At 72.1% G+C, this 13,330-nt stretch carries 13 protein-coding genes; 6 read left to right on the top strand and 7 right to left on the bottom strand.

Features of this window, described 5'->3' with window-relative positions; all coding sequences use genetic code 11:
• Positions 1-21: 21 nt before the first annotated feature.
• From JYA75_RS25100 to purH, 3 genes are read left to right on the top strand one after another with little or no spacing between them, the layout of a single operon-like run.
• Positions 22-1,656, top strand: coding sequence for a DUF6350 family protein (locus JYA75_RS25100; protein WP_203329505.1), 1,635 nt, complete (start codon positions 22-24; stop codon positions 1,654-1,656).
• A gap of 54 nt (positions 1,657-1,710) precedes the next feature.
• Positions 1,711-2,358: a phosphoribosylglycinamide formyltransferase gene (gene purN, locus JYA75_RS25095; RefSeq protein WP_072634590.1), complete on the top strand. Its 648-nt coding sequence runs from the start codon at positions 1,711-1,713 to the stop codon at positions 2,356-2,358.
• The gene (gene purH, locus JYA75_RS25090) at positions 2,345-3,910 is read left to right on the top strand and encodes a bifunctional phosphoribosylaminoimidazolecarboxamide formyltransferase/IMP cyclohydrolase (protein WP_029542004.1); all 1,566 of its coding nucleotides are present in this window, start codon (positions 2,345-2,347) and stop codon (positions 3,908-3,910) included. The genes purN and purH overlap by 14 nt, the downstream gene beginning before the upstream one ends.
• Positions 3,911-3,959: 49 nt before the next feature.
• Here purH and JYA75_RS25085 read toward each other — a convergent pair whose 3' ends face one another.
• From JYA75_RS25085 to JYA75_RS25075, 3 genes are all read right to left on the bottom strand, one after another.
• Positions 3,960-4,196 carry a hypothetical protein gene (locus JYA75_RS25085; protein WP_006945013.1) on the bottom strand — a complete coding sequence of 79 codons (237 nt, stop codon included), beginning with the start codon at positions 4,194-4,196 and terminating at the stop codon, positions 3,960-3,962.
• Between the two features lie 312 nt (positions 4,197-4,508).
• On the bottom strand, positions 4,509-5,468 hold the full coding sequence (locus JYA75_RS25080; RefSeq protein ID WP_006945011.1) for an alpha/beta fold hydrolase: 960 nt from the start codon (positions 5,466-5,468) through the stop codon (positions 4,509-4,511).
• Positions 5,469-5,491: 23 nt separating this feature from the next.
• Complete coding sequence (locus JYA75_RS25075) at positions 5,492-6,064, bottom strand: DUF4126 domain-containing protein (protein WP_029542006.1); 573 nt, start codon at positions 6,062-6,064, stop codon at positions 5,492-5,494.
• 136 nt (positions 6,065-6,200) lie between these two features.
• Here JYA75_RS25075 and JYA75_RS25070 point away from each other — a divergent pair, with 136 nt between their 5' ends.
• Both JYA75_RS25070 and JYA75_RS25065 read left to right on the top strand, forming a co-directional pair.
• A complete protein-coding gene (locus JYA75_RS25070; protein WP_029542008.1) occupies positions 6,201-7,586 on the top strand; it encodes a sigma 54-interacting transcriptional regulator in 1,386 nt (461 codons plus the stop codon).
• Positions 7,586-9,523 (top strand): VWA domain-containing protein, encoded by a 1,938-nt coding sequence (locus JYA75_RS25065; protein ID WP_006945008.1) that lies wholly within the window; start codon positions 7,586-7,588, stop codon positions 9,521-9,523. Before JYA75_RS25070 ends, JYA75_RS25065 begins: the two co-directional genes overlap by 1 nt.
• Before the next feature lie 106 nt (positions 9,524-9,629).
• Here JYA75_RS25065 and JYA75_RS25060 read toward each other — a convergent pair whose 3' ends face one another.
• The 3 genes from JYA75_RS25060 to JYA75_RS25050 are packed head-to-tail and all read right to left on the bottom strand — an operon-like array spanning position 9,630 to position 12,142.
• Positions 9,630-10,796: an MFS transporter gene (locus JYA75_RS25060; protein ID WP_029542013.1), complete on the bottom strand. Its 1,167-nt coding sequence runs from the start codon at positions 10,794-10,796 to the stop codon at positions 9,630-9,632.
• Between the two features lie 3 nt (positions 10,797-10,799).
• Entirely contained in the window at positions 10,800-11,192 is a 393-nt protein-coding gene (locus JYA75_RS25055; protein ID WP_203329504.1) for a hypothetical protein, read from the bottom strand.
• Between the two features lie 23 nt (positions 11,193-11,215).
• Entirely contained in the window at positions 11,216-12,142 is a 927-nt protein-coding gene (locus tag JYA75_RS25050) for an AEC family transporter (RefSeq protein WP_006945002.1), read from the bottom strand.
• Here JYA75_RS25050 and JYA75_RS25045 point away from each other — a divergent pair.
• Positions 12,111-12,470, top strand: coding sequence for a hypothetical protein (locus JYA75_RS25045; RefSeq protein ID WP_203330233.1), 360 nt, complete (start codon positions 12,111-12,113; stop codon positions 12,468-12,470). The two genes, JYA75_RS25050 and JYA75_RS25045, sit on opposite strands and share 32 nt — an antisense overlap.
• Before the next feature lie 52 nt (positions 12,471-12,522).
• Here the strand turns inward: JYA75_RS25045 and JYA75_RS25040 are convergent, their stop codons facing one another.
• Positions 12,523-13,239 (bottom strand): GntR family transcriptional regulator, encoded by a 717-nt coding sequence (locus JYA75_RS25040; protein WP_203329503.1) that lies wholly within the window; start codon positions 13,237-13,239, stop codon positions 12,523-12,525.
• Positions 13,240-13,330: the final 91 nt, after the last annotated feature.

The following is a 13,330-nucleotide window of genomic DNA, read 5'->3' as shown; positions in this document are numbered from 1 at the left end:
CCGGGTGACACTCTCGACACGATGACCTCGACGCTAGGCCGGTCCGACCGGCGCACCACCCCGGAAGGCAACCCGGTCGAACCGGAGCAGCTGCGGATCCTGCTCGGCACGGCGGCCAGGGTGCCGGCAGTGACCCTCGCGTTGATCGCCACGCTGGTGGTGACCACGATGGTGGCCGCGAGCAGCGACCTGACCGGAATCTACGCGGCGATCGCGGGAAGCTGGCTGGCCCTGCATCAGGTGACGCTGACGATCGACGGGGTAGCGCTCGGCGTGCTGCCGTTGCTGCCGACGGCGGTGCTGGTGTGGCTGACCGCCCGGGCCGCGCGTTCGGCCACCGACGCCTTCGTCGCGCTCGGCGGCCGTCCGCTCGATCGTCGGAACGCCTCACGCATTGCCGTGGCCACCCTCGCCGGTCCGACGGTGATCACGATCGTGGCACTGATCGTGATCCAGGATGCGGCGAGTGTCCTGCCCGTCGTCACCCCCAATCCGGCGGCCGCGCTGGCCTGGGTGACGGCCCTCTACCTGCTCGGGGCCGGGCTCGGCATCGGTGCCCGGACGTGGCGGCCGCTGTCCGTCCGCTACGGCGTGCCGAACTGGCTGGTCGCCGCCGTGCGCCCCGCGGCCCGCGCGGTGCTGGGGATGTTCGCCGCGGCCGGGGTGGTGACCGTACTCGGGCTGCTGTGGTCGTGGACCGTGGTCGGTGACCTGATCGGCCGCGGCGGGGGAGTGACCGGGGCACTCGGGTTGACGGTGCTGTCGGTGCTGTACCTGCCCAACGTGCTGATCGGGGCCGCCGCCGTGGTGGCCGGCAGCACGGTGCAGTTCGGCGACGTGACCCTGAGCCTGTTCGAGGCGACCGGCGGTGACCTGCCCGCACTGCCGGTGCTCGCCGTGATCCCACCGGGACCGGCCGCGCCGTTCTGGCCGGTGCTGCTGGCCGTTCCCGCGACGGTGGGTGCGCTGCTCGGACGGTACGTCGCCCAGCGCCACCTCGAGGCGCGGGCCCGGGGGGAGTACGTGTCGTCCACCGACGCCGCGCTCACGGTGGTCGCTGCGGCGGCGCTCGCGGGCGCGACGAGCGCGCTGGCCACGTGGGTCGCCGGTGGCCCCCTGGGGATCTTCGGCGTGGTCGGCGGAAACTGGTGGCTTGCCGGGGTTCTGGTATTCGCGTGGTCGGGGCTGCTGGGCCTCGTCACGTCGCAGCTGCTGCTGTGGCGCGAGCACCGCCTGGCCGCGGCGGAGGCCGCCCGAGCGTCGGCCGCCGCGGAGGAGTCCGCCACGGAGACCGCCGCCGCCGAGAATCCCGACGACGACGAGCCGGTCGAGGAGGCCGACGCCACCCCGCTCGACGAGGCGAAGGCGCTCGAGGCGGGCCCGGCGACGCCGACCGCCGACGTGCTCGAGGCCGAGATCGTCGAGGACGGCCCCGAGGGGCAGCAGGACGCCGCCGACGCCGGGGGCGACGCAGACGCCGCAGGCGACGCCGGGGCGCCCGCCGTCGCCGGCACCGAGGGCGAGGACCCCGCCGACGACGAGCGTGTGGACGTCGCCGACGAGCCGGGCGGGTCCGGCGTCACCGAGCAGGATGCCGGCACGCCGCCGGAGCGCAACGGTGACCTGCCGGAGGGGGCCGCACCCCCCAAGGGCTAGGCTCTACTCGGCCGAGCATCCGGCCGACCCCTCTCGAGTTCCAGGAGTAGAGCGCTGACTGCCTCGCGTGACCAGCTGCCGCCGACTGCGCCGGCACGGGTCGTCGTCCTCGCCTCGGGCACCGGAAGCCTGCTGCGGTCGCTGATCGACGCGACGCACACGGACGGGTACCCCGCCCGGATCGTCGCCGTCGGAGTGGACCGCGAGTGCGCCGCCGAGGGGCATGCCGAGGCCGCCGGCATCCCGCATCTCCGCGTCGTGCTGCGTGAGCACCCGGACCGCGCCGCGTGGGACCGCGCCCTCACCGACGCCGTCGCCGCGCACGAGCCGGACCTGGTGGTCTCCGCCGGTTTTATGAAGATCCTGGGGCCGACCTTCCTGCACCGGTTCGGCGGCCGCATCGTCAACACCCACCCTGCGCTGCTGCCGGCGTTCCCCGGCGCGCACGCAGTCCCCGACGCCCTCGCCTACGGGGTGAAGGTCACCGGGTCGACCGTGCACCTGGTCGATTCCGGTGTCGACACCGGCCCCATCCTGGCGCAGGAACCCGTGCCGGTCCTCGACGACGATGACGAGGCCACCCTGCACGAACGCATCAAGGTTGTGGAGCGACGGTTGCTGGCCGACGTGGTCGCCGCCGTCGCCACCCGTGGAGTTGTATCCGATGGACGAAAGGCCGTGATCCCCAGTGACCGAACGTAAGGCTGTGCGACGTGCACTCGTCAGCGTCTACGACAAGACCGGTTTGGTCGAACTGGCGACGGGTCTGCACGAGGCGGGTGTCGCGCTGGTCTCCACCGGCTCCACGGCCGCGACCATCGCCGGCGCCGGCATCCCCGTCACCAAGGTGGAGGACCTGACCGGCTTCCCCGAGTGCCTCGAGGGCCGGGTCAAGACGCTGCACCCGCGAGTGCACGCCGGCATCCTCGCCGACACGCGCAAGCAGGACCACCTCGACCAGCTCGCCGAGCTCGGTGTCGAGGCGTTCGAGTTGGTCGTGGTGAACCTGTACCCGTTCACGCAGACCGTCGCCTCGGGGGCCACCCCCGACGAGTGCGTCGAGCAGATCGACATCGGCGGCCCGTCCATGGTGCGTGCCGCCGCGAAGAACCATCCGTCGGTCGCCGTCGTCGTCGACCCGGCCCGGTACGACGACGTGCTCGACGCCGTCAAGGCGGGCGGCTTCACCCTGCCGCAGCGCAAAGCCCTTGCCGCCCAGGCGTTCCAGCACACCGCCGCCTACGACGTGGCGGTGGCGAGCTGGATGAACGCCGGTTATGCAGTCCCGGAGGCGGACGCCGCCGAGCAGTTCCCGGCCTGGGCCGGTGCGACGTGGCAGCGTGCGGCCGTGCTGCGGTACGGCGAGAACCCGCACCAGGCGGCGGCGCTGTACGTGAACGAGGCCGGCGAGCCGGGCCTGGCCCGCGCCGAGCAGTTCCACGGCAAGGAGATGTCCTACAACAACTACCAGGACGCCGACGCGGCCTGGCGCGCCGCGCACGACCACGACCGGCCGTGCGTCGCGATCATCAAGCACGCCAACCCGTGCGGCATCGCGGTGGCCGACACCGTCGCCGAGGCGCACCGTAAGGCGCACGAGTGCGATCCGGTGAGCGCGTTCGGCGGCGTGATCGCCGTCAACCGCGAGGTGAGCGTGGCGATGGCCGAACAGGTCGCCGAGATCTTCACCGAGGTGATCATCGCCCCGGCGTACGCGGCCGGCGCGGTCGAGGTGCTCAGCCGCAAGAAGAACATCCGCATCCTGCGGGCCGACTCGCCGCAGGCGGCGCAGATCGAGCTGCGTCAGATCTCCGGCGGCATGCTGCTGCAGGAGCGCGACACCCTCACGGCGCCGGGTGATTCGGCCGGGAACTGGGAGCTGGCCTGCGGCGAGGCCGCCGACGCCGAGACCCTCGCGGATCTCGAGTTCGCCTGGCGCGCCTGCCGGGCCGTGAAGTCCAACGCGATCCTGCTCGCTGCGGGCGGCGCCACCGTCGGCGTCGGCATGGGCCAGGTCAACCGCGTGGACTCCGCCCGGCTCGCGGTCTCACGCGCCGGGGACCGTGTCACCGGATCCGTCGCCGCATCGGACGCGTTCTTCCCGTTCGCGGACGGCCTGCAGGTGCTCACCGAGGCCGGCGTCAAGGCCATCGTGCAGCCGGGTGGTTCGGTGCGCGACAACGAGGTGATCGAGGCCGCTCGCGAGGCCGGCGTGACCCTGTACCTCACCGGCGCACGGCACTTCGCGCACTGAGCGCCGCCCGGCCGCCCGCGCCGCCCGGCCGCCCGCGCCGCCCGCGCCGTCAGGCCGCGTGCGGGTGGCCGGTCGCCGGGCGGGTCACGGTCCGCGGCGCGGCGTCGCGGGCGTCGGAGATGACCAGCCGGGCGGCACCGCGGTCGAGCAGTTCGCGGATGAGGTCCGCAGCGGCCGCGGCCTGTTCGGTGCCGACGTGGCTCAGGTCGATCGTGATCGCGTGACCGGTGAGATCGTCGGGCAGGTCCTTGGGGACGGCGCCGGTGGCGCCGAGTCGCAGTTTCATCGTGTTCTCCTCTTACTGGACAAGATCGGTACGGGATAAAGAAGGGCACCCGAGGCGATGTGCCCGGGTGCCCGAGAAGGAGTCTTTCGAGTCGTCGACTCATTCCCGGGGTTGCCACTTGGCGAAGTGGAAGTACGCGTAGGTGTGTCGGCACCAGGTGGGTACGGCAATGCGCATCGACTTCGCCGCGATGACCTTGTCGTCTCGCATCGGACCGTACCTTTCTCGTGTGTTCCTACGGGTTAACCGGACACCATACCCGAGTAACGCGAATCTGACATCTCTTGTTTTCCGCCCATCTCGGGCGGCGGGTCAGAGCTTGGCGAGCCACGCCTCGAAACCGCGGGTGAACTCGTCCGAGAAGGGCAGATCGGCGATGTAGTCGGCGCCGGTGGACTGCTGGTCGCCGATGTCCTTGAGCACGTGGTTGGCCCGGTGCAGGCGCAGCGAGGTCAGGCTCGTGTGCACGAGTGCCGAGTCGAGGGCGTCGACGTCCTCGACCCGCACCTGGATGTCCTTCGCGGAGACGCTGGTGAGTACCGGCAGCGCCCCGTCGAGCTGGGCCGCGAGCATCCGCGGATCGAGGGCGTCCTCCTCGGCGAGGGCCTTTGCGTTGGCCGAGACCAGTCCGGCGTTGCGGAGCGGCTCGGGCAGGGTGTCGCTGAGGGTGCCGTCGGCCCGCAGCGATTCGACGGCGTCCGCGAGGGCGAGGCGCAGTTCGTCGGCCACCTGGATCGGGAGCTGACCGGCGTCGACGACGGCGTCGAGCTGGGCGTCGATCTGGGCGGTGAGCAGGTCCAGCAGCCGCACCGCCAGCGGCTCGAGCAGGGCGATGCCCGCGACGGGCGCGCCGGCGTGGGCGAGGGAGAGGGCGATGAGCGCGCCCTCGCTGTGCCCGACGACGTAGAGCCGCTCGGCGTCGACGCCCGGCTGTCCGGCGAGGAACCGCAGGCCGTCGGTGGCGGCATCGATGAAGGTGGAGAATCCGAGGTCGGCGACGTCGGAGACGTCGTACGGACCGAGGCCGGTGACGCCACTGCCGAGCTTGTCGTAGCGCAGGCTGGCGAAGCCGTTGCGTTCGAGCACGTCGGCGAGGTGACGCAGGGTGCCGATCGGGCCGGGCAGCAGCGCGCTGTCGCCGTTGCGGTCGGTGGGACCGCTGCCGGCGAGCAGCAGCACGGCGGGGACGTCCCCGTCGCCCGCGGCGGGCACGCGCAGGCTGCCGTGCAGGGTCACGTCGCCGCTGGAGAAGGAGATGTCGGTGTCCGCCATGGCGTCGTGTCTATCAGAACCGGTCAGCCCGTCCGCAGGCGGCTCAGCCCTCGGTACCCGCGGTGGACGGCCCACGCGAAGCCGGCGAGCAGGGGCACGACGAGCAGCGGGACGACGAGCGCGATCAACGACGTGACGAAGGAGAGCAGGTCGTCGAGCAGTGACAGCGCCGGGTTGCCGAGTCCCGCGGTCGTGACCGTGCTCGCCGCGCGGGTGCCGGTCTGCACCGTGCTCACCGCCATCGCGGTCGGGGCGCCGACGACGATGCCGGCGAGGGCCGCCATCGCCGGGTCGAGATCGGCGAACGCGGCCCAGGCGGCGAGCGCGCCGGCGACGGGCCGCACGACGGTGGCGACGGCCGAGAGGACGTTGTCGACGAGGGGGACCAGGTCGGCGCCGATCTCGACGACGGTGGCGATCGCCAGGGCGGCGAGCGCGCCCGTCGACCCGACCCACTGCATCGACTCGTTGAGCGCGATCCCGAACAGGCCGAAGTGCACCGCGGTGCCGAGCATCAGCAGCGGGAGAAAGGTGCGCAGGCCGGTGGCGGCGGCCAGCCCGAGGCCCAGCAGTGCCGCGAGGAGCCAGGTGTCCATGGCGGGAGTGTAGGGATCGCCGCCGACATCGGGTACCGAACCGGGCCGGGCAGGCGCTCCCGCGCGGCGTTCCCGCCGCGGCGACGCGCCGCGGCTGCAGGTGCCGAAATCACCGAACGCTCGTACCTTGGGAGGGGTGACGTCACCCACAGTCAGGCCGTCCACCCTCGGCGAGCTGCGCGCCTCGGGCCATGTGCACCGCTCCGTCAAGGACGAGATCCGGCAGAACCTGCTCGCCGCCCTGCGCGACGGCATCGACCCGTGGCCGGGCATCGTCGGATTCGACGACACCGTCGTTCCGCAACTCGAACGCGCCCTCCTCGCGGGCCACGACGTGGTGCTGCTGGGCGAACGCGGTCAGGGCAAGACCCGGTTGCTGCGCACCCTGCCCCTGCTGCTCGACGAGTGGACGCCGGTGATCGCCGGCTCCGAGCTCGGGGAGCATCCCTACGACCCGATCACCCCCGCCTCGATCCGCCGCGCCGCCGAGCTCGGCGACGACCTACCGGTCGCCTGGCGGCACCGCAGCGAGCGCTACGCCGAGAAGCTCGCCACCCCCGACACCTCCGTCGCCGACCTGGTCGGCGACGTCGACCCCGTCAAGGTCGCCGAGGGCCGCAGCCTCGGCGACCCCGAGACCATCCACTTCGGTCTCGTACCCCGCGCTCACCGCGGCATCGTCGCGGTCAACGAGCTGCCCGACCTCGCCGAGCGCATCCAGGTCTCGCTGCTCAACGTGATGGAGGAGCGCGACATCCAGGTGCGCGGGTATACGCTGCGGCTCCCGCTCGACGTCCTGCTCGTCGCCAGCGCCAACCCGGAGGACTACACCAACCGGGGCCGGATCATCACCCCGCTCAAGGACCGGTTCGGCGCCGAGATCCGTACCCACTACCCGACGCAGCTCGACGACGAGATCGCCGTCATCGAGCAGGAGGCGCAGCTGCAGTCGCGGGTCCCGGACTTCCTGCTCGAGATCCTGGCCCGCTTCACCCGCCTGCTGCGCGAATCCACGTCGGTGGACCAGCGTTCCGGCGTGTCCGCGCGCTTCGCCGTCGCCGGCGCCGAGACCGTCGCGGCCGCCGCGATGCGTCGCGGGGCCGTGCTCGGCGAGGCCGACCCCGTCGCACGGCCCGTCGACCTCGGCACCGTCGTGGAGGTGCTGCGCGGCAAGGTCGAGTTCGAATCCGGCGAGGAGGGACGGGAATTCGAGGTGCTCGACCACCTGCTCCGGCGGGCCACGGCGGACGCCGCCCGAACCCGGCTGGCCGGGGTGGACCTCGGTCCGCTCGTCGCGGCCGTCGAGCAGGGCCGGCCGGTGGTGACCGGCGACCGGATCACCGCCAAGGCGCTGCTCGACGAGCTGCCCGACCTGCCCGTCCTCGACGTCGTCGCCGAACGGCTCGGCGCGGACGGCATCGGAACCCGGGCTGCCGCCGTCGAACTCGCCCTCGAGGGCCTCTATCTGGCGCGGCGCATCGCCAAGCACGCCGACGACGACGGTGCCGCGGTGTACTCCTGATGAGCCGGGGCGCGAGGTACGGACCTTACGACGGCGGCGACCCGCTCGCCCCGCCGGTGGATCTGCGTGAGGCCCTCGCCGCCATCGGCGAGGACGTGCTGTCCGGCAGTTCGCCGCGACGGGCGCTGCGGGAGCTGCTGCGCCGCGGGCACGGGTCCATGCGCGGCCTGGACCGGCTTGCCGCGCAGGCGAATCGGCGTCGCAGGGACCTGCTGGACCGCACGAATCTCGACGGCACGCTGCGTGAGGTGCGCGAGCTGCTCGACCGGGCCGTGCTCGAGGAGCGCAAGGCGCTCGCGCGCGCTCTCGACGACGAGGCCCGGTTCGCGGAGATGCGGATCGAGGAACTGCCCGCCTCCGCCGCCCAGGCTGTGCAGGAACTCGCCGACTACGACTGGCGCAGTTCGCAAGCCCGGGAGGACTACGAGAAGATCCGCGATCTGCTGGGGCGGGAGATGCTCGACCAGCGGTTCGCCGGGATGAAGCAGGCCCTCGAAGGCGCGACCGACGAGGACCGCGAACGTGTGAACCGGATGCTCGAGGATCTGAACGATCTGCTGGACAAGCATTCCCGCGGGGAGGACACCCAGGAGGACTTCGAGCAGTTCATGGCCGAGCACGGCGACTTCTTCCCGGAGAACCCCCGCAACGTGGAGGAACTGCTCGACTCGCTCGCCCAGCGCGCGGCGGCGGCGCAGCGACTGCGCAACTCGCTCAGCCAGGAACAGCGGGACGAGCTCGACGCTCTCGCCCAGCAGGCGTTCGGCTCGCCGAGCCTGATGTCGCAGCTCGACCGCCTCGACTCGCACCTGCGCGCCGCCCGTCCCGGCGAGGACTGGACCGGGTCGGAGCGGTTCCGCGGCGACCAGGGCATGGGCCTCGGCGAAGCGACCGGGGCGCTGCAGGAGGTTGCCGAACTCGACGCGCTCGCCGAGCAGCTCTCCCAGCAGTACGCCGGGGCCTCCCTCGACGACATCGACCTCGACGCGCTGGCTCGCCAGCTCGGCGACGAGGCCGCGGCCGACGCGCGCATGCTCGCCCAGCTCGAGAAGGAACTGCAGCGGCAGGGGTTCTTCGACCGCGGCGCCGACGGGCAGTGGCGACTGTCGCCCAAGGCGATGCGTGAACTCGGCCGGACCGCGCTGCGCGACGTCATGGACCAGCTGTCCACCCGCGGCGGGCAGCGCGAGACCCGCCGTGCGGGGGCCACGGGCGAGCCCACCGGGGCGTCGCGTCCGTGGGAGTTCGGAGACACCGAGCCGTGGGACGTCGTGCGCACCCTCACCAACGCCACCCTGCGCGCCCCCGCGCGAATCCCGGTGCGGATGGACGTCACCGACGTCGAGGTCGTCGAGACCGAGCAGCGCACCCAGGCCGCCGTGGCACTGCTGGTGGACACCTCGTTCTCGATGGTGATGGACGGTCGATGGGTGCCGATGAAGCGCACGGCACTGGCCCTCAACCATCTGGTCTCGACCCGGTTCCGCGGTGACGCGCTGCAGCTGATCGCGTTCGGCCGGCACGCTCGGGTCGTCACCGCCACCGAACTCGCCGGGCTGGACGGGGTCTACGAGCAGGGCACCAACCTGCATCATGCGCTGATGCTGGCCGGCCGGCACCTGCGCCGGCATTCCAACGCCCAGCCGGTGGTGCTGGTGGTCACCGACGGCGAACCCACCGCGCACCTCGAGGCGGACGGCTACGCGGCGTTCGACTATCCACCCAGCGCCCGCACCCTGGGGATGACGGTCCGCGAATTCGATCATCTCGCCCGCGCCGGTGCGCACGTGACGATCTTCCGGCTCGGCGACGATCCCGGGCTGGCACGGATCGTCGACCGTATGGCCCGCCGGGTCGGAGGGCGGGTCGTCGCGCCCGACGTCGACGGACTCGGCGCCGCCGTCGTCGGTGACTACGTGCGGCTGCGCCGCCGGTGACTACGTGCGGCTGCGCCGCCGGTGACTATGCGCGGCTGCGCCGCCGCTGACGCGGCCGTGCGCGGTTCCGGTAGTGGGAGCTACCGAAAGCGCGCACGGGTGGCGTCTACCTGCGCAGCGCCCGCCACGTGCTCACCGCGGCAGCCGACAGCAGTCCCGCGGTCACCAGGAACACCGAGGCGGTGCCGGCGACCCCGGCGATCGCGCCGGCTGCCAACGGCACCGACACCTGGCCGAGACGGTTGCCGGTGAGGCGTACCGCCAGCGCCGACGCCCGGTCCGCCGGTGCCACCAGTTCGACCACCCACGTCATGGTCAGCGGCTGCCCGAAACCCCAGAAGGCGCCGCAGAGCGCCAGGAGCGCGCCCAGCGCCCACGGGTTGGGCAGAAACGGCAGGGCCGCGACGGGCAGCGCAGTGCACGCCGTCGCCGACAGCAGCAGACGTCGCCGCGGGATCGTCCGCAGCGCCCACGGCAGCACCGCGCGCGAGACGATCGACGCGACGGTGCGGGCGGTGAGCAGAGCCGACACGAGCAGCACCCCGAATCCGAACTCCTCACCGAGCAGCGGCAGGTACGCGACGACGATGTCCACGGACGCCAGCACCACGAGGCTCGAGAACATCGCGGGCTTCATCCCGCGCGTGCGCAGCATCGACAGCACCGACTGCGGGGGCGCGTCGTCCGGGGTGCGTCCGGAACCGGGTGGTTCGCGCAAGCCGACGACGAACGGCAGGGCCATCGCGGCCAGAACCGTCATCACGAGCAGCGCCGGCGTGGTCTCGACGGTCTCGCCGTTGCTCGCCGCAGCGATCACGCCGGCGAGCGGCACCCCGATCGCCTGACCGACCGACACCCCGAGGGTGATGCCCGCGAAGCCGCGATCGAGCTCGCCCGGCGGCGACAGGATCGACACGAACGCCTGCCCCGACACCGTCACCAGGAGCTGACCGAGACCCAGGACGGCGTTGCCGAGACCGAGCACCAGCAGGTCCGGGCTGAGGGCGATGATCAGCGCACCGGCCACCGACACGACCACCCCGGCCCGGAGGATTCCGGCCGCGTGCCGGCGGTCGACGGCCCGGCCGAGTGGCACCGCGAGCACCAGCGGAACGAGGGCGAACAGGGCCGTCACCACGCCGATCACGGCCGCGTCGCCGCCGAGGGCGAGAACGCGGTAGGAGACGAGGACGCGCACCGACTGGAACGTCGCGTGCAGCAGCGCCGTCGCCGTGCACAGGAGCAGCAGCCAGTGCCGGGGGGTGCGGGCCATCGATCAGCCGGCCGTCACGATCCGGTCGGCGAGCGGCGCCCGCAGCGTCAGTTCGAGCACACCGGTGACGGCGATCATGATGCACGCCCGGTCCACCGCCTCGGGCAGCGTGCCGCCGCGCAGCGCCACCGTCACGGTGGTGCCGGACTCGGTGACGGTGGCGTCGACCCCGAAACACTCGGGTGTGCCGGTCTCGAAGTGGACGGCGATGCGGTCGCCGTCGACGCGGGTCCACGACTGTATCGGGATCGGGTGCGGGTCGACGAGATCGTCGTGGGCCGTGAAGACCGTTGCCCCCTCCGGCGTCGGCGCCTCGGGCAGGGCGGGGACGCCGGCGCCGCCCGGACCGCACGCGACGGCCAGGACGCAGCAGGCGGCGAGCAGCAGCAATCGCATGGGTCTCAACCTAGCCGTGCCCGTCATGCCAGCAGCGCGGCGACGACGCCGATCGCGGGTATCGAGGCGAGCGTGGTGACCAGCGCGGCGTCGCGGGCGAGCACCATGCCGCGGCCGTAGCGGCTGGCGTAGACGAACACGTTCTGTGCGGTCGGCAGCGTCGCCACCACGACGATCGCGAAGAGCTCGTGCCCGTCGAGGCCCATCAGGTGGCGGGCCATGACGTAGGCGAGGACGGGCTGCACCACGATCTTGAGTACCGAGGCGAGCGCGACGTCGCGGCGTGGGCTCGTGCCCTTTTCGAGCACCCGCACGCCCTGGAGCGACAGGCCGAACGCGAGCAGGGCACCCGGCACCGAGGCGCCCCCGAGGAGGTGGAACGGCTGCATCAGCGCGGTGGGCAGCGTCCAGCCGGCGACGGCGACGGTGAGCCCGGCCGCACCGGCCAGCACGATGGGGTTCTTGAACGGGGCGGTGATCGTCTCCATCCGGGACGCCCCGGCGCGCATCGTGGACAGGTCCAGCATCGTCAACGCGATGGGGGAGAACAGCACGATCTGGAACAGCAGCAGCGGCGCGACGAAGGAGGCGTCGCCGAGGACGAACACCGCGATCGGGATGCCGAGGTTGGCGGAGTTGACGTAGGAGGCGGCGAGCGCGCCGATCGTCAGTTCCGGCAGGGGCCGGCGCAGCCACAGCTTCGCGACGACGAGGTAGAGCGCGGCGACGGCGAACGCCGTGGCCGCGGCGACGTACAGGGTGGGGGAGAAGATCACCGACAGGTCGGAGGTGGCCAGCGAGTCGAACAGCAGCGCGGGGGTGGCGACGAAGAACACCATCCGGCTGAGCACAAACTGGCCCTCGGGTCCGAGCGTGCCGGTGCGGCCGAGCGCGAATCCGATCGCGATGATCACGAAGATGACGCTGAATCCCGCGATCACGCCCGACACCGACCGTTACAACCCTTCGTCACCACCCGACACTCAGGCGCTGCACGCCAGGCCGAGAACCTTACCGGCGGTAACGGCACCGCGGCTCACCGGGCGTGCCGGGCAGCAGGAACGATGCGGGTGGGAGCCCGGCCGGGCATCGCGGGCGAAAGTCTGCGATGCTGAAAAAATGCCGACCGACCCGATTGTTTACCCTCCGGCCAACGTCATCGCGCTGGCTCAGCATCCGCGCTACCAGCACGCCGACTGGACGATCTCGGAGCGGCTGGTGCGACGGCAGGAACTGGTCCTGCAGCATCTCGGCGTGTGCGGCGACGACGGTTCCTGAGGGGCTCCGGGCCCGGGACCGGCGCACCTCGCCGCCGTGCTCCGGGGCGGACTCAGGGCGTCACCGTGGCGACGAACGTCATCCGGTCCCCGCGGTAGAGCGACCGCCGCTGCTCGATCGGCGCGTCGTGCTGATCGTAGGAAACGCGGTTGAGCAGGAGCATGGGCGTGCGGATGTCGGCGTCGAGGAGTGCCGCCTCGCGGGCGTCGGGCAGGGTGGTCTCGATGTACTCGACCGCGCGCGCGAAGGTGATCCCGCGCGCGCGGATCGCCGCGTACAGCGACGACGTGGAGTCGAAGCTGTCGACGAGTCCCGGATAGCGATCGGCGGGCAGGCGCGTCCGTTCGAGTCCGACGCGGACGCCGTCGGTGAGCAGGACGCGTTCGAGTTCGAGGACGGGGTCGCCGACGGCGATCGAGAGTACCTCGGCGAGGTCGGGGTCGGCGGCGAGGTCGGTCCAGCCGACGAGAATGCGTCCCGCGCTGCGGCCCTCCGCGAGGGCGGCTTCGGTGTAGGAGCCGATGATCAGCGGTTGCAGGATCTTGGGCTTCGCGACGACGGTGCCCCGGCCGCGGCGTTCGATGCGGCCGTCGACGAGGAGTTCGCGCAGCGCCTGGCGCACGGTCTCCCGGGCCACGTCGAACCGGGTGGCGAGGTCGCGCTCGGAAGGCACCGGGTCGCCGACGGAGAGCTCGTCGAGCAGGGCGTCGACCTGATGCCGCACGATCTGGTGCTTGGGGACCCGGGCCTCGCGAGCGGTTGCTGTCACGCTCGAAGCGTACCGGATTTTGGTCTATACCAATTGTTCACCGCGCGTTCGCCTGCCGTCCCCTCATTGGTCTAGACCATCGCTCAGGCTC

This window comes from Rhodococcus sp. PSBB066, from assembly GCF_017068255.1.
Taxonomy (GTDB): Bacteria; Actinomycetota; Actinomycetes; order Mycobacteriales; family Mycobacteriaceae; genus Rhodococcus; species Rhodococcus aetherivorans.
Note: the sequence above shows the minus strand (reverse complement) of the source record. Positions and strands in the feature narration are given on the sequence as shown.